The sequence below is a fragment of the Microbacterium sp. Yaish 1 genome (genome assembly GCF_002245215.1).
GTDB lineage: Bacteria > Actinomycetota > Actinomycetes > Actinomycetales > Microbacteriaceae > Microbacterium.
In genome coordinates this window covers 1,555,308-1,578,065 of record NZ_NPMR01000001.1, presented here as the reverse complement: position 1 = coordinate 1,578,065, position 22,758 = coordinate 1,555,308, and the positions used below count along the sequence as shown (strand labels likewise).

At 70.0% G+C, this 22,758-nt stretch carries 20 protein-coding genes; 7 read left to right on the top strand and 13 right to left on the bottom strand.

From position 1 onward, the window contains the following. Window positions 1–39: 39 nt before the first annotated feature. From CI089_RS07525 to CI089_RS07505, 6 genes are all read right to left on the bottom strand, one after another. Window positions 40–2,925 carry an HtaA domain-containing protein gene (locus tag CI089_RS07525; protein ID WP_179223266.1) on the bottom strand — a complete coding sequence of 962 codons (2,886 nt, stop codon included), beginning with the start codon at window positions 2,923–2,925 and terminating at the stop codon, window positions 40–42. Window positions 2,926–3,029: 104 nt separating this feature from the next. Then, window positions 3,030–3,821 (bottom strand): heme ABC transporter ATP-binding protein, encoded by a 792-nt coding sequence (locus CI089_RS07520; RefSeq protein WP_373441592.1) that lies wholly within the window; start codon window positions 3,819–3,821, stop codon window positions 3,030–3,032. Continuing rightward, a complete protein-coding gene (locus CI089_RS16600) occupies window positions 3,812–4,861 on the bottom strand; it encodes a FecCD family ABC transporter permease (RefSeq protein WP_373441584.1) in 1,050 nt (349 codons plus the stop codon). The genes CI089_RS07520 and CI089_RS16600 overlap by 10 nt, the downstream gene beginning before the upstream one ends. Further along, complete coding sequence (locus CI089_RS16595) at window positions 4,858–5,967, bottom strand: heme/hemin ABC transporter substrate-binding protein (protein ID WP_306426962.1); 1,110 nt, start codon at window positions 5,965–5,967, stop codon at window positions 4,858–4,860. The genes CI089_RS16600 and CI089_RS16595 overlap by 4 nt, the downstream gene beginning before the upstream one ends. Continuing rightward, window positions 5,964–6,887, bottom strand: coding sequence for an HtaA domain-containing protein (locus CI089_RS16590; RefSeq protein ID WP_256977632.1), 924 nt, complete (start codon window positions 6,885–6,887; stop codon window positions 5,964–5,966). The genes CI089_RS16595 and CI089_RS16590 overlap by 4 nt, the downstream gene beginning before the upstream one ends. Window positions 6,888–6,938: 51 nt before the next feature. Next, entirely contained in the window at window positions 6,939–7,307 is a 369-nt protein-coding gene (locus tag CI089_RS07505) for a sterol carrier family protein (protein ID WP_023953115.1), read from the bottom strand. 35 nt (window positions 7,308–7,342) lie between these two features. Between CI089_RS07505 and purD the strand changes: the two genes are divergently transcribed. From purD to CI089_RS07480, 5 genes are all read left to right on the top strand, one after another. Further along, window positions 7,343–8,614: a phosphoribosylamine--glycine ligase gene (gene purD, locus CI089_RS07500; RefSeq protein ID WP_094260896.1), complete on the top strand. Its 1,272-nt coding sequence runs from the start codon at window positions 7,343–7,345 to the stop codon at window positions 8,612–8,614. Window positions 8,615–8,669: 55 nt separating this feature from the next. Next, the gene (locus CI089_RS07495; protein ID WP_143738939.1) at window positions 8,670–9,035 is read left to right on the top strand and encodes a hypothetical protein; all 366 of its coding nucleotides are present in this window, start codon (window positions 8,670–8,672) and stop codon (window positions 9,033–9,035) included. A 232-nt stretch (window positions 9,036–9,267) separates the two neighbouring features. Next, window positions 9,268–10,956 (top strand): hypothetical protein, encoded by a 1,689-nt coding sequence (locus tag CI089_RS07490; RefSeq protein WP_094260894.1) that lies wholly within the window; start codon window positions 9,268–9,270, stop codon window positions 10,954–10,956. 2 nt (window positions 10,957–10,958) lie between these two features. Then, window positions 10,959–11,483 (top strand): hypothetical protein, encoded by a 525-nt coding sequence (locus tag CI089_RS07485; protein ID WP_094260893.1) that lies wholly within the window; start codon window positions 10,959–10,961, stop codon window positions 11,481–11,483. 8 nt (window positions 11,484–11,491) lie between these two features. After that, on the top strand, window positions 11,492–12,025 hold the full coding sequence (locus tag CI089_RS07480; protein WP_094260892.1) for a hypothetical protein: 534 nt from the start codon (window positions 11,492–11,494) through the stop codon (window positions 12,023–12,025). Between the two features lie 23 nt (window positions 12,026–12,048). Here CI089_RS07480 and CI089_RS07475 read toward each other — a convergent pair whose 3' ends face one another. Continuing rightward, the gene (locus tag CI089_RS07475) at window positions 12,049–13,539 is read right to left on the bottom strand and encodes a DHA2 family efflux MFS transporter permease subunit (protein ID WP_094260891.1); all 1,491 of its coding nucleotides are present in this window, start codon (window positions 13,537–13,539) and stop codon (window positions 12,049–12,051) included. Then, the gene (locus CI089_RS07470; RefSeq protein ID WP_094260890.1) at window positions 13,536–14,159 is read right to left on the bottom strand and encodes a PadR family transcriptional regulator; all 624 of its coding nucleotides are present in this window, start codon (window positions 14,157–14,159) and stop codon (window positions 13,536–13,538) included. Before CI089_RS07470 ends, CI089_RS07475 begins: the two co-directional genes overlap by 4 nt. Before the next feature lie 86 nt (window positions 14,160–14,245). Between CI089_RS07470 and CI089_RS07465 the strand changes: the two genes are divergently transcribed. Continuing rightward, window positions 14,246–15,127, top strand: a complete 882-nt coding sequence (locus CI089_RS07465; protein ID WP_094260889.1) for a phosphoribosylaminoimidazolesuccinocarboxamide synthase — start codon at window positions 14,246–14,248, stop codon at window positions 15,125–15,127. A gap of 133 nt (window positions 15,128–15,260) precedes the next feature. Next, window positions 15,261–16,601 (top strand): uracil-xanthine permease family protein, encoded by a 1,341-nt coding sequence (locus CI089_RS07460; RefSeq protein ID WP_094260888.1) that lies wholly within the window; start codon window positions 15,261–15,263, stop codon window positions 16,599–16,601. A gap of 107 nt (window positions 16,602–16,708) precedes the next feature. On the opposite strand, the gene CI089_RS07455 is transcribed toward CI089_RS07460, so the two are convergent. The 5 genes from CI089_RS07455 to CI089_RS07435 form a co-directional block, all read right to left on the bottom strand. Then, window positions 16,709–17,722, bottom strand: coding sequence for a LacI family DNA-binding transcriptional regulator (locus tag CI089_RS07455; protein WP_094260887.1), 1,014 nt, complete (start codon window positions 17,720–17,722; stop codon window positions 16,709–16,711). A 7-nt stretch (window positions 17,723–17,729) separates the two neighbouring features. Next, window positions 17,730–19,247: a GH1 family beta-glucosidase gene (locus CI089_RS07450; RefSeq protein WP_256977629.1), complete on the bottom strand. Its 1,518-nt coding sequence runs from the start codon at window positions 19,245–19,247 to the stop codon at window positions 17,730–17,732. Next, the gene (locus tag CI089_RS07445) at window positions 19,244–20,161 is read right to left on the bottom strand and encodes a carbohydrate ABC transporter permease (RefSeq protein WP_094260886.1); all 918 of its coding nucleotides are present in this window, start codon (window positions 20,159–20,161) and stop codon (window positions 19,244–19,246) included. Before CI089_RS07445 ends, CI089_RS07450 begins: the two co-directional genes overlap by 4 nt. After that, complete coding sequence (locus CI089_RS07440) at window positions 20,158–21,213, bottom strand: carbohydrate ABC transporter permease (protein ID WP_370877331.1); 1,056 nt, start codon at window positions 21,211–21,213, stop codon at window positions 20,158–20,160. Before CI089_RS07440 ends, CI089_RS07445 begins: the two co-directional genes overlap by 4 nt. A gap of 72 nt (window positions 21,214–21,285) precedes the next feature. After that, complete coding sequence (locus CI089_RS07435) at window positions 21,286–22,548, bottom strand: ABC transporter substrate-binding protein (RefSeq protein WP_094260885.1); 1,263 nt, start codon at window positions 22,546–22,548, stop codon at window positions 21,286–21,288. Window positions 22,549–22,758: the final 210 nt, after the last annotated feature.

Here is a 22,758-nt window from a genome sequence, read left to right as displayed (position 1 = left end):
CAATGCCCGGGCGGTGCGACGAGAGGGCTCAGCGAGTCGTCAGAGCAGGTTGCGACGACGACGCGTGAACGACACGGCGAGCACGCCGATCAGCAGCATCCCGGCTCCCAGCCACAGAGTGTCGACAGGAGCCTGTCCACCGGTCGCGGCGAGGGTCGCGTCGGTCGAGGCGTCGCACGGCACCTCGGCGCCGAGCGGGAAGGCGATGCTCACGGGATCGAGCGCCTCGCCGGCCGAGTAGAAGCCGGCGAAGGCCTCGGCGCCCGCTGCCGTCAGCGTGGCCGATGCGCCCGTCCAGCTGATCCGGTCGGCGGTGGTCGTGGCGGCGGGCAGCGAGAGCGTCGCGAAGACGACGCCGTTCGCGTTCACATCCGGCGACCCGTTGTATCCCTTCGACTGCACGTTGACGATCAGCGAGGCGGTGTTCGCGCCGGTGATCTGCACCCGCGGGTTCGACAGGGTCATGTCGAGCAGACCGCTGTGGCCGGTGTAGTGAACCGAGCCGCCGAAGCTGACGCGACCGCGTTCGTTCTCGGGGCTGTACGCTCCCGAACCGCTGCCCCACCCACCGGAGATCTCTCCCTTGGCGATCGGGCCCGTGATGTACGAGCGGTACGACTCCTTCACACCCCACTCGATCGTCGCTCCCGAGACCGACCGGGCGACGCACGACGGCGCGGCCGGCGACTCGACGGCTGCGGCGACAGCGGCAGCCGTGACCCGGAAGGGCGCGGATGCCGCGACGGCACCGCCGACGCTGAGCTCGAGCGTGTGGTCGCCCGTCGCGAAGCCGGCGGGAACCGCCCACGAGAACGACACGCGTCCGCCGGCATCCGCCGTCGCCGTGCCGATCGTGACCGGCTCGGAGTGCGCCACGGCCGTGACGACGTCGCCGGGCGTGAAACCGCCGCCGGTGAACGCGAGCACTCCGCCCTGGGCGACTGTCGCCGAGCCCGCGAACGCGACGAACGGGGCCGCCGGCTGCGCGACGGTGACGTCGGCGAAGGTGTCGAGCGTGCGGTCGGTGATCGACAGCGCATGCGCCGCGGAGGTGGCGACGTGGTAGCTCTTCGTCGGGTCGAGCGAGCCGGCGGGGACGGTCAGGTCGACGGTGAAGGCACCACCCACGATCGAGCCCGGGCGCACCCAGGCCAGCTGCACCCAGCCCTCGGCGGGCAGCGGGCCGGCGCCGGCCCAGAGCGACTTCTCGCCGAAGACGACGTACGCACCGTTCACGGCGCTGTCGCCGACGAAACCGGTGCCCGAGACCGTGAGCGTGTTGGCCACGGCCGGGTCGAGGTCGGCGTTCGGTGTCACCGTGATCCTCGGGCTCTTCGTCGGCTCGGGCTGCGACGCGACCGCGGCCCACGTCACGGGCACGAAGAGCTCGTTGTCGGGCTGCAGGCCCTGCGACGCCTTGTTGCCGAAGGTGAAGACACCGAGGCGGTAGTCGTCGCCGGGGCGCTTCTCGTTCGCGGACTTCTCATCGACCTGGACTGTCCACGTGAAGTCGACCGTGCCGTCGGCGTTCTCGGTCCACGAGAGGTTGGCGTCGCCGGTCGGCTCACCCGACACGCGGACGTACGAGATCGACGGGCGGGCCGCATCCGCGGCGCCCTCGCTGGGCTTCCAGGTCTCGGCGACCCAGCCGAAGCGCAGCGCGAAGCCGGCGCCGACCTCGCTCTGGCGGTAGTTGCGTCCCTCGACGGTCAGCGTGGCACCGCTCGGGTCGACATCCGTGTTCGGGGTGACCGTGAGCGTCGGCGCGGGGAGCGGCTCGGTCGGCGTGGTCGTCGCGAACGACACGACCGCCTTCGCGTCCTGCGTGCGGTTGGTCATGCCGGTGTGGTCGGCGATCGTGTAGACCGCCGTGGTCTCGCCCTTCGGCGCGACCGTCAGCGTGGTCTCGAACGATCCGTCCTCCGCGAACTTCACCATGGTGTCGGTGCGGGGCGTCGAGGTGACGAGCTTCGCGCCGCTCGTGCATCCCGCCGCGATGAAGGCGAAGTCGACCTCTGCGAGCGGGCGGTCGGTGCACGTCGTGAGGTAGATCGGCTGGGCGGGGTCGTAGCCCGTGCCCGTGACGGTGATCTCCTCACCCGCGGGGTCGAGCCCCGTCGACTTCGACAGCGTGAGCGTGGGCACCCGCGCCGGAGTCTCGGGCTCGCTCGCCTTCGCGGTGACCGCGTAGCTCAGCGCCGGCGCGGTCGAGGCGGAGTAGGCCGTGGTATCAGCCGGGGTGAACGCGGCCGCGATGCTGTGCGTGCCGACGGCGAGCGACGAGGTGACGATGCTCGCGACGCCGCCGTCGACCGGAGCCGAGCCGAGCGACGCATCGCCGGCCGTGAACGAGACCGACCCGGATGCCGCGGGCGAGACCGTCGCCGTCAGGGTGACGTCGGTGCCCTCGACGGCCGTTCCGTCGGGTGAGGCCGCCAGGGTCGTCGTGGTCGACTCGGCGACGGCCGGGAAGAGCGCGTCCCAGTCGATCGAGACGTCGGCGCGGGCGAGGAGGTTCGCCTCGGAGGGGAACGAACGAGACGGCCACGAGATGACCTCGTAGGCCTTCGTGCGATCGAGCTCGCTCGCGGTCTGGTCGAGGCTTCCGGTGATCTCGCCCGCGGCCGAGACGTCGAGTGAGGCGTTGGGCGTGGTCGCCTGGTCGACCGTCAGGTCGCCCTTCTCGACGAGGGCGACGTAGGCGTGCCGGCTCGGCTGGCCCGGGTACTGGGGGGCGACCTCGAAGCCGGTGCCGGTGATGGCGACCGTGATCTTCTCGTTCGCGACGACGGTGGTCGACGTCGTCAGGGTGGGGCCGGCGGCCGTTGCCGGTGCGGCGACGCCGACGACGGCGGCCATGGCGATGAGCGCGCCGGTCAGCACGCTCGCGAGCGGACGCTGCAGCGCCGCCCTCCTGGTTCTCATCATGGGAACCCTCCGAATCTCGATGCAGGTGAAGCTCGCGCGTCGGGCACGCGACTTGAGTTAGCTTAGCCTTACCTAATCAGGTTTTGTGAAGAGGCTGATAGTCAGTGCTCGGCGTGACGGCGCGGCAGGATGACGGGGCGGCCGGTGTCCGGATCGTCGAGCACGCGCACCTCGGTGCCGTAGACGGCCGTGACCCGCTCCGCCGTGAGCACTTCGCGGGCGCTGCCCCGCGCAACGAGCCGGCCGCCATCGATCATCGCGACCTCGTCGGCATACGCCGCGGCGAGCGACAGGTCGTGCAGCACGACGACCACCGCGCGCCCGTCACGGGCGAGGTCGCGTGCGACACGGAGGACGTCCTCCTGGTGCCGGAGGTCGAGCGCCGCCGTCGGCTCGTCGAGCAGAACGACGGGGGTGTCCTGCGCGAGCACGCGGGCCAGCGAGACGCGTGCCTTCTCGCCGCCCGAGAGCGACGGGAACGCGCGATGGAGCAGGTGCGCGACATCCGCCCGCTCGATTGCTTCAGCGATACGCGCGTCGTCGAAGCGGGCGTGCTCGGTTCCGATCCAGGGGGTTCGCCCCATCGCGACGACCTGGCCCGCGGTGAACGAGAACGCGACCTGGTTCGCCTGCAAAAGCACCGACCGCCGTCGCGACAGCTCGCGGGCCGACCACTGGCCCACCGGGCGCCCGTCGAGACCGACGTCACCCGAGGTGGGCGCGCGGTCACCGGTCAGCAGGGAGAGCAGGCTCGACTTGCCGGCGCCGTTGGGCCCGACGAGGGCGAGCAGCCGGCCGTAGCCGACATCCGCCGTCACGTCGTCGAGGATCGTGGCGTCACCCAACCGCAGGCTCGCGTGCTGCACCTCGACGGCGACCCCGGTCACGACCAGCCCCCGGCGGTGCGGCGGGTGCGGCGGATGAGCCAGAAGAAGAACGGTCCGCCGACGAGCGACGTGAGGATGCCGATCGGCAGGTCTGCCGAGACGACGATGGTCCGCGCGAGGAGATCGGCGTAGACGAGCACGACCCCGCCGCCGATCGCCGACAGGGCGATGAGCTCACGGTGCGCGGGTCCGACCAGCATCCTGATGATGTGGGGCACGACGAGGCCGACGAACGCGATGATGCCGACGAACGCGACCGCGACGCCGGTCAGCAGGGCGACGAGGACGATCGACCCGACCCGCAGTGCCTCGACGCGCACACCGAGGTGGGCGGCGGTGCGATCGCCGAGCGCCAGAAGGTCGTAGCGGCGCGCGAGAGCGAGGGATGCCGCGGTGCCGAGCGCTCCGACGAGGGCGACGACCGCGACTTCCGTCCAGCGCGAGCCGTTCATCGAGCCCAGCTGCCAGAACACGATCTGCTCGCGCGACGCCGTGTCTCCCGCGAACATCAGGAGCGCCAGCGCGGCCCCCGCGAACGCGTTGACGGCGATGCCCGTGAGGATGAGCGTGATCGATTCGGTCCGGCCCTGCGCGCGGGCGGCGGCATAGACGACCAAGGTCGCGACGAGACCGCCCGCGAAGGCGCAGACCGCGATCGACCACGGCCCGAGGAACGAGACGCCGAGCGTGATCGCGGCGGCCGCGCCGACGGCTGCGCCCGACGAGACACCGACGACTCCCGGCTCGGCGAGCGGGTTGGCGAAGATCGCCTGCATGACGGCACCGGCGACCGCGAGCAGCGCGCCGACCAGGAGGGACATCGCGACGCGCGGGAAACGGATCTGCCACAGCGTCTGCTCGATGAGCGGCTCGGTCGGCGCCCACGAGCTGGGTATGCCGATGGCGCGGAGCAACGACCCGACGACCTCGGCGGGCCCGACCGGCAGCTGACCGAGCCCGGCCGAGAGCACGACGCCCACCACGAGCAGCGCCGCGCTCACGATCGCGACGAGAACTCCGCGTCGGCCCGCGGCACGCCCGCTCACGAGGCGGGATCGGGCGCGTAGACAGCGCGCGCCAGCGCGTCGAGCACCCCCGCGCTGCGCGGCCCGAACGACAGGATCTGTCCGTCCGCCATGTCGACGAAGCGGCGATGCTGGCCGGCTGCGGTCAGCGCGATCGCGGGCTTGTCGGCGAGCAGGCCGTCGACGCCGCCGACCGATTCGAGCCCGGCGGTCATCACGAGGATGAGGTCGGGGTCGGCGGCGACCATCGCTTCGTCGGTGAGAGGCTGCATCCCGCTCCAGCCGAGCTCGCCGGCGACGTCGACCCCGCCGAGCGCGGCGATGAGCTGGTCGGCGCCCGATTCGGAGCCGAAGAGGTAGTACACCCCCGCCGTGCCGCGCAGATAGAGGAAGACCATGCGCAGCCGGTCCGCCGCGGCCTCCGGTGCAAGCGCGGCGATCTGAGCACGCGTCTGGTCGACCTCGCTCGCGATGCGCTGGGCGAGCTGCTCGCCCGCGTCGGGCACGCCGAGCACGTCGCCCACCGACCGCGCGAGATCGGCGGCGCCCGCGAACGAGGCGGAGCGTTCGACGAAGACCACCGTGATGCCGACATCCCGCAGCTGCTGCACGACGTCCACCGGCCCGATGCTGCCGTCGGTGATGACGAGAGTCGGGGCAAGGCCGATGATCGACTCGGCATTGACCGTGTGTCCGCTTCCCGTGACGACCGGTAGGTCCGCCGCGCCGGGGAACGTCGTCGAGACGTCGCGGCCGACGAGATCGCCGCCGAGACCGAGACCCCAGACGGTCGCGGCCAACGAGCCGGAGAGGTCCATCGCGATGATGCGCGAGGTGTCCGTCACCGTCACCTCGACATCGCCGGTGATATCGTGCGAGGTCACGGTGACGGGCAGGCTCTGGGCGGGATCCGTCACGACCGGCTCGACCGCGGCGTCGGCGAGGACCGCGGTCGAGGGGCCCTCGAGCGAGCGCGGGTCGGGCACCGGCGCCAATTCGCTCAGCGGGGGTCGGTCGATCACGACCTGCCCCGCGGCCTCGCTGTGAGACGTCGCCGCCGGAGCACACGCGCTGAGCGACAGGGCCGCAGCGGCGAGCGCCGCGACGAGGAGCCTCCGCAGCTTCACGCGGCCGGCCCGTCGTCGGCGTGATCGGCGGGCCCACCGCCGGCGGGGGCCTTCCGCTGCTTGCGACGCGAGGCGACGATCGCTGCGGTCGACCCGCCGATCGTCGCAACGAGCGCACCGCCGATCGCGGCGAGGAGCGCGACCGGGAGCGCGTCGCTCGATCCGCTCTCGCCATCGCCCGCCTCCGCGGCATCCGCGGCGGGTGACGCATCGACGACGGGTGATGGCTCCGCCGTCGGAGTGGCGGCCGCGCACACCCCGCTCGCGGTGAACGACAGCGGGTCGAACGCGGTGCCCGTCTCGTAGTTGCCGAAGGCGGCGAATCCCTCCTCGGTGATCGCGGTGGCGGCATCCGCGGCGGCGAGGGTGACGGCGTCCCCCGAGACCGCGCTCTCCATACCCGCGAGGTCGAGGGTCACGAGCGGCACCTGGGGCGTCGTGACGACGGTGTCGTCGCCGGCGAGCGCGCTCTCCATCGAGACTCCGGCGAGGTCGACGAGAACACGCCCCGCCGCCGGCGCGATCTCGAGCGTGACGTTCTGGACCGTCGAGTCGAGCAGGCCACCGTGCCCCGTGAACCGGATGCCGCCGGGGAAGGCGATCGAGCCGGTGCCGGTCGCGGGGTCGTAGCTGCCCGTGCCGCCGGTCCAGGTGAACGCGGGCGTCTCGTAGCCGACGCCGCCGAACGGCTCCCATGCCCCCTTCGCGATGGAGCCGGAGATGTACGAGCGGAACGACTCCTTGAAGCCCCACGTGACGGTCGCGTCGGTGATGTCGCAGGCGGGCGGCGAGGTCGCCGCGGTCCGGTGCTCGACGGGCGCGGCGTCGCCGATCGCGAGGGCGGGGCTCGCCACACCGAGAACGATCGACGCGGCGGCGAGCGCCCCGAGGGGGGCCCGGGTCAGAAGGGAAGAGCGCACAGCAGACTCCAGAGATAAGGTCAGGCTTGCCTAACCTTATCGGAGCCGGCGTCAGGGCCGCAGCGGCAGCAGCGCTCCGAGATCGGCGCGGGTGCCCGACGCGCGCAGCCGGCCCGCGGCCGCGGCATCGGCCCAGGCGAGGTCGCCGAGGGCGAGGGCGATCCAGGTCGCGGCATCCGTCTCGACGACGTTGGGGGGAGTGCCGCGCGTGTGTCGAGGACCCTCGACGACCTGCACGGCGCCGAAGGGCGGCACCCGCATCTCGACCGAGTTGCCGGGCGCCTTCTCGACGAGCAGCTGCAACAGGTAGCGCACGGCCGTCGCCAGGTCGGTGCGGGCGGGCTTCTCGCCGGACGCATCGGCGGCAGCGACGGCGGCGAGCGCGGCGCGACCATCGGCGGTGAGGATGCTGCGGGCCATGGGTTCCACGCTAGCCCGGTCGGTAGGCTGGCCGGGTGAAGATCCTGGTCCTCGGCTCGGGCGCGCGCGAGCACGCCATCATCCTCGCTCTCGCCGCGGAAGGCGCAGGTCACGACCTGCTCGCGGCCCCCGGCAACGCCGGCATCGCGCGCGATGCCGAGATCGTCCCGGGCCTCGACCAGAACGACCCGGTCGCGGTGACCGAGTTCGCCGGCAGCGCCAACGTCGATCTCGTCATCGTGGGGCCCGAAGCCCCGCTCATCGCCGGTGTCGCCGATGCGCTGCGGGAACGCGGCATCCCCGTCTTCGGGCCTGGAAAGGTCGCCGCGCAGCTCGAAGGGTCGAAGGCCTTCGCGAAGCGCGTCATGGACGAGGCCGGTGTGCCCACGGGGCGCGCGGTGCGCGCGCGGAGCCGCGCCGAGGTCGAGGCCGCGCTCGACGAGCTCGGCGCCCCCCACGTGGTGAAGGCCGACGGCCTCGCCGCCGGCAAGGGCGTCATCGTCACCGATGACCGTGACGCGGCGCTCGCCCACGCCGACACCTACCTCGCGAGCGGCCCGGTGCTGATCGAGGAGTTCCTCGCCGGCCCCGAGGTGTCGCTCTTCTTCGTCTCGGACGGCGACACCGTGCGAGCCCTCAGCCCCGCCCAGGACTACAAGCGCGCCTACGACGGCGACGCCGGCCCGAACACCGGCGGCATGGGCGCCTATTCGCCGCTCCCCTGGCTCGCCGATCGGTTCGGCAGCGAGGCCGAATTCGTCGCCGAGGTCACGCGCGACGTGGCCGAGCCCGTCATCCGCCACCTCGACGCCGAGGGCACGCCGTTCATCGGCCTCCTCTACGCGGGCCTGATCCTCACCGAGTCGGGCATCAAGGTGATCGAGTTCAACGCGCGGTTCGGCGACCCCGAGACGCAGGTCGTGCTCGCGCGGCTGACCTCGCCGCTCTCAGAGCTGCTGATGGCCGCGGCGAGCGGGCGACTGGAGTCCGAGCCCGACCCGACGTTCTCGGACGATGCCGCCGTCACCGTCGTGCTCGCGAGCGAGGGGTACCCCGAGAACCCGATGACCGGCCGGGCGCTGACGGGGCTCGACGCCGCGGCATCCGTCGAGGGCGTGCACCTCGCGCACGCCGCGACCGCCGAGTCGGTCGACGGGCTCGTCGCCACGGGTGGGCGCGTGCTCAACGTCGTCGCCCGCGGCACCGACTTCGCCCAGGCCCGCGACCGCGCCTACCGCGCCCTCGCGGAGATCAGCCTCGAAGGCTCGCACCACCGCACCGACATCGCCGCCCGCGTCGCGGACTGACGTCACGCGGCGGCGCAGCCCTTGCGCGTTTGTCGGAGCGCGATACCGTCCAACGGTGGCTCAATACTCGGTGGACGTCGCCGCCGTGATGCGGGTGTCAGAAACGACGGCAGCCGCGATCGACGATCTGTCCGTCTCCGTCGACAGGTCTCTCGACGCGGCAGACGATGTGGTCGGCGCTCTGGGCTCGCTGTCTCGACTCCGCGAGCGCGCAGCGATGGTCACGCAGCCTCGGCGCCTGACGGGACCGGGGATGATCGGGCGAGGCCGCGCGATCCTGGATGCCGCACAGCGCGCCACGCTCGCGTTCGTGGAGAGCGACGAGGCGATGACCGCGACCACCGGCGCTGCGGCGTCGGCAGCCACGGGCGCACGTCGCTCGCTCGGGGAAGCTTCGGGACGGGGGTTCGGGCCGCGATGACGCTCATCTCGACCGCCGAGATCCCGACTCTCCCGGCCGATCCAGACGCGCTCGCCCAGTCAGCGCAGACGCTGCGCCAAGCGGTGGCCGGCATTCCGGAACGCTCGCACGACGCCGTCGCCGCGTGGCGGGGAATCACCCTGTCGTACGAGACCCCCGACACTCCGAGACTGGCCGCGTCGATGACGCCGGTGCACGACGCGGGCGAAGACCTGGCCGAGGCATTCGGGGGATGGCGGATGCCGCTGAGTCTCTGGCCGACGCGCTCGCCATCGCCCGGGGCCGCATCCGGGCGCTCGAGAGCGAGATGTCCGCATTGCATCGACAGGTGGATGCTCACCGCGACGGTGTCACCGACCTCGGCGCCGACGCGGGGGCGAGCGACGCGTGGGCTCCCGGTCAGTACGAGCAGAACGAGCGACTTCGCGACGAATGCGTACGGATCCGGCGGTTGATCGACGACGCGGTCGATGAATGCGAACAGCGGCTGTCGCGTATCTCCTCCCCGCCCTGGCATGTGACCGCCGGAGCCATCGCTACGGGATCTGCCGGAGCCGTCACGACTGCGGCGTCTGCGACAGCCCAGCACGCGCGCTTCGCCGACGGCATCGACATGGCCATCCTGCGTCGGCTGTCGGCTCACGGCGGCACGCAGGCCGCGCCGCTGCTCGCGCTGCATCCGGGCTGGCTCGATCTGCTTCGAGACACACCTCCCGACGCAGAACGCGTACGCGAGTGGTGGGCGGCGACCGATCTCGCGACGAGGGCGGCACTCGTCGCGAGCGTTCCGCTTCTCGTCGGGAACCTGGACGGGGTACGACTCGCTGATCGGTTCGCCGCGAACGAGCGATCGATGAAAACGGCGGTCGCCGCGAAAGAGGCCCAGAACGCTCGCATCCGGATGCAGCTCGACGACCCGCGGACCGCGCCAGAGGATCGAATACTTCTCCGGCAGGCCCTCGCCGAGAACCAGCGACACATCGACGCCTGGCGGGCGATGCTCGAGAGCGAAGGATCGTTTCTCGACGAAGGAGGCACCCGGCAGCGCGTCGAGGGTACTCAGCTGGCTGTATTTGATCCTTCACGAGACGCGATCGCCGTCTATTACGGTCTGCTCGACCCTGCCACCGGAGATATCCCTCACTGGGTCGAACACGTAGCGGTGTCAGTGCCAGGAACGGGCTCTAACATTGCTGATATCGGCCAGCAAGGATGGATTATCTCGGACGCGACGAGAACCGCGCGCACGGCTGTGTTCCAGTGGGTTGGTGGCGCGCTTCCCCAGGACCTCTCCCAAGCCGTCGACGCGTCTTACTCCCATGCTCTCGCTCCGCGTCTGGCCGCTTTCACGAACGCGATCGCTCGGCCCGCGGGGGCCGACCTGTCGATGGTGGGGTATTCCTACGGAGGCGCGACGGTGGGGCTCGCCGAGGCAGCAGGTCTGGAGGCTGACAAGGTGGTCTATGTCTCGGCCGCGGGGCTCGGACAGGGGAACGAGACGATCGCGGACTTCCCGCACACCGGCGATGTTCCGCACTACGCGCTGATGGCGCGCAACGACGCCGTCGTGGGTCTTCTGCAGGGTCCGCTCCCGTTCGTCGACCTCGTCCACGGCCCCTCGACGCTCACGGCGCCGGGGGTGACGCGGCTCGAGACCGGGCGCATCGACGCCGCCGACCCTGATAGCCCCTGGCTCGAGGCGTACAACGAGCCCGGCAACGGGCAGCCACCGATGGTCGACAGCCACAGTAGCGTCTTCATGCCCGATTCAACCGCGATGCAAAACGTCGCCGCTGTCGTCACCGGCGGCGAGGCTGAGCTCTTCGTCCCGGACGAGATCATCATGACGCCGGACGGGCCGGTGTCCCTACCGGGCTACCTCATCGACGGCTATCAACCGCGATACGTGAGAATCGAGTGACCATGCGCCGCATACTCATCGCCGGTCTCGCGACGGCTCTTGTTCTCATGCTGGGAGGGTGTTCGATGTTCATCAACAGCAGAGCCGTGGAATACCGTGACGAAACGGAACGCCTCTACACCGCCATCGCGGCACAGGTGCCCACGGAAGTCACCGACGGGGAGCCATTCGTCGAATCCCGGTGGGCGGACCTGGATACGCTCTTGCCTCAAAGGGAGGCCCGGTCCGGGTACTGGCGCGTCATCGACGAGCGCAACTTCATCGACGAACCGGGCACGTCCGAGCGCGTCGCAGCCATCATCGACGCATACCTCCGCTCTGAAGGATTCACCTACGAGCGAATCAGCACCACAGAGGACCGAGCCTCGTTCTCCGACGGGTACCGGCGCGTCGACGAGGACGGGGGCAGATGGTTCGTCCGGGTGATCTGGAACACCACCGTCCCCGACCGAGCCGAAGGAATGCAGATCTACGTCCAGTCGCCCCTCACGCCCCGCGGCGACGACCCCCTCGAACCCGGCCTCTGACCCCACCGATGAACCGAACCCTCCGCACGCTCACCGCCGGTCTCGCCACGGCTCTCGTTCTCGTGCTGGGAGGGTGTTCGATGTTCGTCAACAGCAGAGCCGTGGAATACCGAGACGAAACGGAACGCCTCTACACCGCCATCGCGGAACAGGTGCCTAAAGACCTCACCCGCATCGGACCATACGTCGAGTCCCGATGGGCCTTCCTGGACACACTTCCTGGCCGGGAAGAAGCCAGATACGGGTACTGGCGCATCGTCGACGAACGCAGCTTCATCGACGATGTCGGCACGTCCGAGCGCGTCGCGGCCATCATCGACGCATACCTCCGTTCCGAAGGATTCACCTACGAACGAATCGCAACCCGGAACGAGGGAACCTCGTTCTCCGACGGATACCGGCGCGCCGAGGACGACAGCGAGGGGTGGTTCGTCCGGGTGATCTGGAACACCACCGTCCCCGACCGCGCCGAAGGAATGCAGATCTACGTCGAATCCCCCCTCACACCCCGCGGCGACGACCCCCTCGAGCCCGGCCTCTGACCGCACTGGTCAGAGGCCGGCTCTCAGCGCTTCGCGAGGTGCGCCGGGCGCTTGAGGAAGATCACGACGATCACGGCGACCCCGATGACGATCGCGGGCAGGATCATGGCCTGCGCCATCGCGGCGGAGAAGCCCTCGGCGATCGCGGGAGGCATCGCGCCGCCGCCACCGAAGTCGCCGCTCGCGGCATCCCCGGCACCCGGCAGGTTCGCCGTCAGCCGCGACTGCATGTAGGCCGCGATCGCTGCCGAGCCGATCACCGAGCCGACCGTGCGGGTCGTGTTGTAGATGCCCGAGCCGGCGCCCGCCTGACGCGGCGGCAGGTTGCGGGTCGCGGTCGTGGCGAGCGGCCCCCACATACCGGCGTTGGCGACACCGATGATCGCGGCAGGGATGAGCAGCAGCAGAACCGGCGCCTCGGTGTTCATGAGCAGCGCGTAGCCGACGAGGCCCACGACCATCAGCGTCAGACCGGGGACGAGCAGCAGACGCGGGTCGACCCGGTCGAGGATGCGGCCGGCCAACGGTGCGAGCGCGCCCGAGAGCACCGCCATCGGGACGAGCAGCAGCGCCGACTGCGTCGGTGTGAGGCCCCGCGCGAGCTGCGTGAAGAACGCCATGGGCAGCGCCATGCTCGTCACCGTGAACCCGACCGCGGCGATCGCGAGGTTCGAGATCGCGAAGTTGCGGTCGCGGAAGAGCTCGAGCGGAACGAGGGGCTCGCTCTTGGTCCGGCCCTGCGTCCAGACGAACACCGCCATGACGACGACGCCCGCGGCGATCATCGCCCAGATGCCGGCGGCCCACTCGTAGTGCTCGCCCTCCTGCAGACCGAAGACGATGAGGAAGAGCCCGATCGCGCTGAGCACGACGCCCACGACGTCGAAGCGGTGGGGGTGGGTCTCGAGCTGCGGCACCAGGCGCCACGCCAGAACGAACGCCACGACGCCGACAGGGATGTTGACGAAGAAGATCCACTCCCACCCGAAGCCGTCGACGAGAAGGCCGCCCGCGAGCGGTCCGACGAGGGTCGCGACACCGGCGGTCGCACCCCACAGGCCCATGGCCGCGCCGCGGCGCTCGGCGGGGAACGTGCGGGTGATGACGGCCATCGTCTGCGGGGTCATGAGGGCGGCGCCGAGACCCTGCACGGCGCGCGCGATCACGAGCACGGCGAGCGAGCCCGAGAGCCCGCAGGCGAGCGAGGCGAGCGTGAAGATCGCAAGCCCGATCAGGTAGATGTTCTTCGGCCCGAACCGGTCGCCCAGACGGCCGGTGACCAGCAGCGGCACGGCGTACGCGAGCAGGTACGACGAGGTGACCCACACGACGTTGTCGAGGTTGCCGGTCGACGGGTCGAGCGCGGCCTTGATCGCCGGGTTCGCGACCGAGACGATCGTGGTGTCGACGAGGATCATGAAGAACCCGATGACCATCGCCCACAGGGCGGGCCACGGGTTGACGGCGGGCGCGGCGCCTTCGGGGACGCGGACGGTGCTGGTTCTCTCGCTCATGCGCGGGCAGCTTCTCTCTGTGCCAGGTAGCGGTCGGTCGGGGCGAGGTCGGTGACCCCCCACACGGTGTCGGGACGACGGATGTACTCGACCGCTTCGTCGAGCCAGGCGACATCCGCCGACAGCAGAGCCGTCTCGCGGTGCACCTCGATCCAGAACTGGGGATACGAGCCGCGCTCGATCGCGTGATCGCGCGCCTGACGGTGCGCGTCGAGGGATGCCGCCAGGGCGTCCCGCCGCTCGCTGAGGAGCGCCACGACTTCGCCGCGGTCGAGGTTGTGCGACTCGGCCAGCGCGACGCGGAAACGATCGGGGCGGTCGACGGCGGGGAGCTCGCGCCGCACCCACGCGATCATCATGTCGGCGCCGGCCTCCGTGAGCCTGTAGGTCGTCCGTTCCGGACGGTTGCCGTCGCGATCGGTGCCGACCTCGGCGATGAAGCCCTGCCGCTCGAGGCGAGCGACCGTGTGATAGATCGTCCCGTGGGTCAGGGCGACGAGCCGGTCGGCCTTGCGCTCGCGGAGCAGACGGACCATCTCGTAGGCGTGCATGTCGTCCTCGTGCAGCAGCGCGAGCAGCATCAGCCCCAGCGGGGTGAGTCGGTCGACGGCATCCGGCATGGCACCCCCTCTCGATTAGTCCATGTGGACTATACGCCCTTTTTCACGAGTCGTCGCGGGGTTCCACGCTCCGGGATAATGGCCGGGTGAGCGCCCTCGATCTGCCCGGCTGGAAGCACGTCTACTCCGGCAAGGTCCGCGACCTGTATCGCCCGGCGGACGGCCCGGCCGACCGGATGCTGGTGGTCGCGAGCGACCGCGTCAGCGCGTTCGACCACGTGCTCGAGCCCGGCATCCCCGGCAAGGGCGAGCTGCTGACGCGCCTGAGCCTGTGGTGGTTCGCCCAGCTCGCGGGCGGCGACGGCGGGCGCCGGGTACCCAACCACCTGCTCGCCGGCGTCGAGCCGCCGGCCGCGGTGGCGGGCCGCGCGATGGTCGTGCGCGAGCTCGACATGCAGCCGATCGAGTGCGTCGTGCGCGGCTACCTCACGGGCACGGGCTGGGCCGAGTACTCCGACAACGGCACGGTGTGCGGCATCCGTCTTCCCGACGGCCTGCAGAACGGCGACCGGCTTCCCGAGCCGATCTACACCCCGGCCTATAAGGCGCCCCTCGGCGAGCACGACGAGAACATCTCGTTCGAGCGTTCCGTCAAGCTCGTCGGCGCCGAGACCGCGGCCGCGCTGCGCGACGCGTCGCTCGAGATCTACCGGCGCGCAGCCGCCGTCGCCGAGCACAAGGGGCTCATCCTCGCCGACACGAAGTTCGAGTTCGGCCTCGACTCCGACGGCGTGCTGACCCTCGCCGACGAGGTCCTCACGAGCGACTCCTCGCGCTACTGGGATGCCGAGGCCTGGCGCACCGGCACGACGCCCGCCGAGCGCATGGCGAGCTACGACAAGCAGATCGTGCGCGACTGGCTGGCGGGCGCATGGGACAAGACCGGCACTCCCCCGTCCCTCCCCGCCGACATCGTCGAGCGCACCGCGGCCAAGTACCGCGAGCTGCTCGAGACGCTCGCGGGCTGACGCCGGTTCGGTACTTCACGGCACGGGTCGGGCCGCCCCGCGGAGCGCCGACGCGGCATCCAGGGATCTCACAGATAGGGTGGGGCCGCTCTCGCGCTCCATCCCGAATCCCTCATCCTTTCCGAGGAGTCCCATGCCCATCTGGTCCCTCCACGGCGACGGCCGCACCGTCGCGCGCGGCGCCGTCGTCAAGCCCGGCGAACGCCTGAACTGGCCCGGCACGATCGCGATCGGCGCGCAGCACGTCGTCGCGATGTTCGGTGCGACGTTCCTCGTGCCGATCATCACCGGCTTCCCGGTCTCGACGACCCTGCTCTTCTCGGGTCTCGGCACCCTCGTCTTCCTGCTCATCACGCGCAACAAGCTGCCCAGCTACCTCGGATCGTCGTTCGCGTTCATCGCTCCCATCACGGCGCTCAACGGCGGCAACCGCCTCGAGACCGCCGAGCAGATCACCCAGGCGCTCCTCGGCGTCGTCGTCGCGGGCCTGCTGCTCGCGGCGGTCGGCTTCATCGTGCAGGCCTTCGGCACGGGCTGGATCGAGAAGCTCATGCCGCCCGTGGTCGCCGGCGCGATCGTCGCGCTGATCGGCTTCAACCTCGCACCCGCCGCGTGGAACAACTTCCAGCTCCAGCCCGAGGTCGCCACGGTGACCCTGTGCGCCGTCATCCTGTTCAGCGTGCTGTTCCGCGGATTCCTCGGCCGCATCTCGATCTTCCTCGGCGTGATCGTCGGCTACGTCGTGGCCGCCGTCACCGGGCAGGTCGAGTTCGAGGCCGTCGAGGCTGCCGCCTGGTTCGGTCTGCCCGACTTCCATCTCGTGGCGATCGGGGATGCCGCGGCCTGGTCGATCGTGCCGATGTTCCTGCCGGTCGTGCTCGTGCTGATCGCCGAGAACGTCGGCCACGTGCGGGGCGTCGCCACCATGACCGACGACCCGTCGATCAACAAGCACACCGGTCGCGCCCTCATCGCCGACGGTGTCGCGACGACCCTCGCGGGCGGTTTCGGCGGCTCGGGCACCACGACCTACGGCGAGAACATCGGCGTCATGGCCGCGACCCGCGTCTACTCGACCGCCGCGTACTGGGTGGCCGGCACCGTCGCGATCCTGCTCGCGTTCTCGCCGAAGGTCGGGGCGGTGTTCAACACGATCCCCGCGGGCGTGCTCGGCGGCGTCACGACGGCCCTCTACGGCCTGATCGGCGTCATCGGCATCAAGATCTGGGTCGACAACCGCGTGGACTTCTCGCGCCCCGTCAACCAGTACACTGTCGCGGTGTCGTTCGTCATCGCGATCGCCGGGTTCGCGATGAACTTCGGTTCGCTGCAGTTCGGCGCGATCGTCCTCGGCACCGTCGCCGCCCTCGTGATCTACCACGCGGGCAACGCGATCGCCCGCTGGCGCAAGACCGGTGCCGACGACGGCGGCCCCATCCCCGCCGTAGGCCCCCTGGGAGGAGACCCCCAGTAAGCGCAGCGCGCCCGAGTGCACGGCATCCTGTCGAAAGGACGACTTTCGGACGCGAGGATGCCGTGCACTCGGCGTTTACCCGTGCACTCGGCAACACCCGGGGAGCGTCAGGCCGAGCCGCGCACGATGAGCTCGGTGTCGAGGATCGTCACCTCGGGCGGCGACATCCCCGCGAGCCGGGCGATCAGCACGTCGGCCATGCACTCGCCCTGCGTGAACGACGGCTGCCGCATGGTCGTCAGCTGCGGCTCGGTCGTCAGCGCGACCGGCGAATCGTCGAAGCCCACGACCGCGACCTCGTCGGGGATCCGGATGCCTTCGGCCGCGAGCACCTGCATCGCACCGCGCGCCATGAGGTCGCTCGCCACGAAGAGGCCGTCGAGCGGCTCCCCCGCCGCGAGGATGGCGCGCATGGCGACGGCACCCGACTCGGTCGTGAAATCGCCCTGGACGACGGGAGCCGGCGTAAGACCCGACTCGGCGAGCGCAGCGCGGTAGCCCTCGGCACGGTCGACGCCGGCGGGCATGGAGGGCGGACCCGTGATCGCGCCGATGTGCCGGCATCCGCGGCCGATGAGGTAGGCCGTGGCATCCCGCGCACCGGCGACGTTGTCGACGTCGATGTAATAGTCGCCGGGTCGTGACCGCACGGGACGGCCGCCGTAGACGACCGGGATCGCCGCGGCGATGCGCTCGATGAATGTGTCGCTCGTGTGGTGCGACACGATGATCGCGCCGTCGACGGCGCCGCTGCGCACGTACTGAGCGGTCTTGTCTCCGGGGTCGGCGCTGGCCATGATCAGGTTCAGCACGTAGTCGCTGCGGCTGATGCGCGAGTTGATGCCCGACACGACCGAGGCGAAGAACGGGTCGCCGAACACGCGGTTGGTGTCCTCGGGGACGACGAGCGCGATCGCCATCGTCGACCGGCTCGCGAGCGAACGCGCCGCGCGGTTGGGGACGTAGTTGAGCTCGGCGATCGCGCGGCGCACCGACTCGAGGGCGGCGGGGCTGACGGCGGTCGAGCCGTTGACGACGCGCGACACGGTCGAGCGCGATACACCGGCGACGGCCGCGACCTCTTCGATGGTCGCGGCCGTCCGGTTCTGGTCGGAGATCACAGGTGGGCTACCTCGGGACGGCGGTCCGGGCGGCGTCCGCCGCGGCGGGAACGTCGATCGCACGATCTGCGATGACCCGACGATACTCCTTCGCGCTGTCCTTCAGCGTCCGCTCCTGAGTGTGGTAGTCCACGTGCACGATCCCGAAGCGCTTCTCGTAGCCCCAGGCCCATTCGAAGTTGTCGAGCAGCGACCAGTAGAAGTAGCCGCGCACATCGACACCGGCCTCCTGCGCATCGAGGATCGCGCCCAGGTGAACCCGCAGGAACTCGGTGCGCTCGGCGTCGGGAACCGTCTTCTCGCCGTCCACCTCGACGAGCTCGTCGTCGTAGGCGGCGCCGTTCTCGGTGACATAGAGGATCGTGCCCACGGGCTGGGCGTACTCGGTCCACACACGCTCGAGCAGCTGGGTCAGCCCGGCGGGCTGCACCTCCCAGTGCATCGACGTCCGCGGCAGGCCCCGCTCGTGCCAGTAGATGTCGTGACCGGCGGGCCAGGGCGACCCGGTCTTGCGATCGGTCGGAGCGTCTCCCGGGGTCGGCGGGTTCGGGTCGGGACGACCGCCCACGAACTCGCCGTGGTAGTAGTTCACCCCGAGGGCGTCGAGCGGCTGCGCGATGATCGCCTCGTCGCCCGGACGCACGGCATCGCGCCAGCGCGCGACCGCCGCGGCATCCACCTTCTCGATGTCGGCGACGATATCGCCCGGGTAGGCCGCCCGGAAGATCGGGTCGAGGAACCAGCGGTTGAACTGGCCGTCGATCCGTCGCGCCGCGTCGACGTCGGCGGCGTCGGCAGGGTCAGCGGGCTCGGCGACCGTGAGGTTCAGCGTGATGCCGAGCGACAGCGACGAGTCGCGTTCGCGCAGCGCGGCGACGGTCTGCCCGTGACCGAGCAGCAGGTGGTGCGCGGCCAGCATGCCGTCGCCGATGTCGAACCGTCCGGGAGCGTGGATTCCCGCGGTGTAGCTGAGGAACGACGAGCACCACGGCTCGTTGAGCGTCGTCCAGTGGTGCACGCGGTCGCCGAGAGCATCGTGCATGTCGAGGGCGTACTCGGTGAAACGGTCGGCCGTCTCGCGGAGCGTCCAGCCGCCCCGCTCCTCGATGGCCTGGGGCAGATCCCAGTGGTAGAGCGTCAGCCACGGGATGATGCCGGCGCCGAGCAGGTCGTCGACGAGCCGCTCGTAGAAGTCGACGCCCTTCGGGTTGAGCGGGCCGCCGTCGGGGCGCACGCGCGACCACGAGGTCGAGAACCGGTACGTGTCGAGACCGAGCTCCTTCATGAGCGCGACGTCGTCACGGTAGCGGTGGTAGTGGTCGCACGCGACATCGCCGTTGTCGGCGTTGATCACGGCACCGGGAACACGGGCGAACGCATCCCAGATCGACGCGGTACGACCGTCTTCGAAGGCCGCGCCCTCGATCTGGTACGCCGCGGTGGCTGCCCCGAAGAGGAAGTTGGTGGGGAAACTGCGCGAAGCGTTCATGTTCTCCTGCTGAGTGCGGTCGAGGTTCAGGGTCATCCCTTCACCGCCCCGGCCATGATGCCACTGACGAGCTGCTTGCCCGCGAAGATGAACAGCAGCAGCAGCGGGATGGTGGCGAGGATGACGCCCGCGAGCACGACGGAGTAGTCGACGAAGTAGTTCGACTGCAGCAGCGACAGCGCCACGGGAAGCGTCGGGTTCTGCCGGTCGAGCACGATGAACGGCCAGAAGAAGTTGTTCCACGCTCCGACGAACGTGAAGAGGAACAGCATCGCCGCGGCCGGACGCGCCGCGGTCATGCCGACGGTCCAGAACGTGCGGATCATCGAGGCGCCGTCGACGCGCGCGGCCTCGATCAGCTCGTCGGGCACCGCCTGGCGCAGGTACTGCGTCATCCAGAACACTCCGAAGGCGCTGGTGAGCGCCGGGATGATGATGGCGCCGATCTGCCCCGTCCAGCCGAGCTCGGAGAACAGGATGTAGAGCGGGACGACGCCGAGCTGCTGCGGCACGGCCATCGTGGCGATGACGAAGACCAGCAGCGCCGGACCGCCGTGGAAGCGCAGCTTCGCGAAGGCCCAGCCGGCGAGTGTCGAGGTGATCACGACGGCGGCGGCGATGAGGAACGAGCTGTAGATCGAGTTCCACAGCGCCGGCCAGAAGTTGACGGCCGGGTTGGAGATGACCGACAGCGCGTTGTCGATGAAGTTCCCACCCGGGATCCACGGGAAGGGCTTGCGGAGGGTGGTGGAGTCGCCCGAACCGATCACGAAGGACCAGTACAGGGGGAACACCGCCGAGAGGAAGACGGCGCCGAGGATGCCGTAGGTCCAGATCCCGGGCCGGCTGCCGCGGATGCGGCGGGCGCGGGCTCCGCGACGCTGCTCGCGAGCGGTCGGGATCCCTTCTTCCACCGTGGCGAGAGGGGCGGGAGTGCCGATGGTGCTCATGCCTGGTTCTCCTTCAGCGCGCGCTGCGCCTGCTTGGCCTGCTGCTTCTGCTGCCGTTTGCTGAGCTCGCGCCTCAGCCCCTCGTCTCGGACCAGGGTCCGGGTGACCACGAGGTTCACGAGTCCGATCAGCACGATGATGAGGAAGAGGATCCACGCCATGGCGGCGGCGCGCCCGAAGTTCCACTGCCCCCAGCCGACGTCGTAGAGGTAGAGCGTGATGGTCAGCCACTGCTGGGCCGAGCCGCCACGGCCCGCCTGGTCGAACACGCGCGGCTCGTCGAAGATCTGCAGACCGCCGATCGTGGCGGTGATGATGACGAAGATGAGCGTCGGCTTGAGCGAGGGCAGGGTGATCGAGAAGAACTGCCGCACGGGCCCGGCGCCGTCGACGGTGGCGGCCTCGTAGAAGTCGCGGTTCACGGCCTGCATGGCCGCGAGCAGGATGAGGGTGTTGTAGCCCATCCAGCGGTAGTTCACCATCGTCGCGATCGCGATGTGGCTCCAGAACGGCTCGACGTGCCAGGGGATGGCGCCGATGCCGATCGACTGGAGGATGCCGTTGATGAAGCCCGACTGGTCGGCGAACATCGCGTTGAAGATGAGGCCGACGGCGATGGGCGCGACGACGTAGGGGACGAGCACCGCCATGCGCCAGAACGTCTTAGCGCGGATGTTGCGGTCGAGCACGGCCGCGATGAAGATCGCGAGCACGAGCTGCGGAACGCTCGAGAGCAGGAAGATGCTGAACGTGTTGCGCAGCGCGGTCCAGAAGTGGGGCTGCGAGAGGATCCAGATGTACTGGTCGAATCCGATGAACTCACCCTCGCCGCGGATGAGGTCCCAGTCCATGAACGAGATCACCGCGGTGTACGCGATGGGGAAGAGCCCCACGATCGCGAACATGATGAAGAAGGGCGAGATGTAGAGGTACGGCGAGAAGCGGATGTCCCACTTGCTGAGCTTCTGCGAGAAAGAGATGACCCGCGGGGGACGACCGCCGTCGTCGTTTCGGGGGGAGCGCGTCGCCGGGCGCTGCTGTGTCGTGGTCACGATCGTCCTTCGGGTGCGTGAGCGGGGAGCGCCGGGGCGCACCGGCGATGCGGTGCGCCCCGGCGGGGCGGGTCAGAAGCTTCCGACCTCGTTCACCCAGGTCTTCCAGGAGGTCTCCTTGTCCTCGATGCCGTCGAAGACGCGCGTGATCGCGTTGCCGAGGGCGTCGTGGAACTGGAAGTACTTCGGACCCTTGAAGGTCGTCACGGTGATCGCGTTGGCACGGTCGATGCCGATCTCACCCGTGGGTGCGTTGTTGAAGTACTCGCTGACGAACCCGGTCAGGTCGGGGCTCGACTGCGCCTCGGGCTGGCTCGGGAAGGTACCGGCGTTGTTGAAGGCCTTGATCTGCGTCTCGGGAGACGTCAGCCAGTCGGCGAGCTTCTGCGCGTTGGTGAGGTTCTTGCCGTTCGCGGGGACCACGAGGTACGAACCGCCCCAGTTGCCGCCGCCCTCGGGGAACGCGTTGGCGATGTCCCAGCCGGCGATGTCGGGCGCTTCGCCCTCGATGATGCCGTGCATCCACGGCGGGCACAGCATCGCGGCGAACTTGCCGCTGGCCATGGCGGCGTACCAGTCGTCGGTCCACTGTCCCGGGTAGGCGGCGATCGGGATCGCCTTGTCGACGACGGTGTCGTAGGCCGCGCGGATGTCGGGGTTCTCGGTCGCGATGACCGTGCCGTCCGGCTCCTCGTACGCGACCTCGAGCTGGTTCACGACGCCCTGGAGGACGGAGTTCGCGGAGTCGATGAAGGGCTGACCGGTCTTGGCGACGTAGTCGCTGCCGACCTGGAAGAAGGCGTCCCACGTCGGGAAGAGCTTCGCGACCTCTTCGCGGTCGGTGGGAAGGCCGGCGGCCTCGAACAGGTCGGCGCGGTAGCAGATAGCCTGCGGTCCGACGTCGGTGCCGTACGCGACGAGGTTGCCCTCGGCATCCGTCGCGGCCTTCTCCTTCCAGTCGAGCCAGCGGCCCTTCAGCTCGCCCGGGACCGGCGCGATCAGGTCGGAGTACTGCATCATCTCGGGGAACCAGTCGACCTCGACGCCCTCGACGTCGGCGAGGCCGGTCTTGCCGAGCTTCTGGAAGAAGTTGGTGCGCGCGTCGTTCGACGTCGCCGCCTTGGTGTGGACGACCTTGATGCCGGTCTCCTCGGTGAACTCCGCGAGCAGCTCGTCGGTGTAGCCGAAGTCGTTGAACGTCGCGAGGGTGACGGTGTCGGAGTCGCCACCGGATGCGGCCTGGTCACCTCCGCCCGAACATCCGGCGAGGACGATGGCCGAGGTGGTTGCGACGCCGGCCACGAGGCCGATCCGCCGCAGTGCGCGTGAATTCACGTGTCACTCCTTCGTGATTGCGGGTATCTGGTGCGCGGCGGTTCGCACCCGACTATGGGAGCGCTCTCACCGATTGACCATGACCATACGGGAGCGCTCCCAAGAGCACAAGACAGCACTACCGAAGACGATGGTCACGATCCGGTCACGAGACCGGCCGGATGCGGCGAACGAGGCGGGCATCCCACCCGTAGACTGGTCGCGCACCCA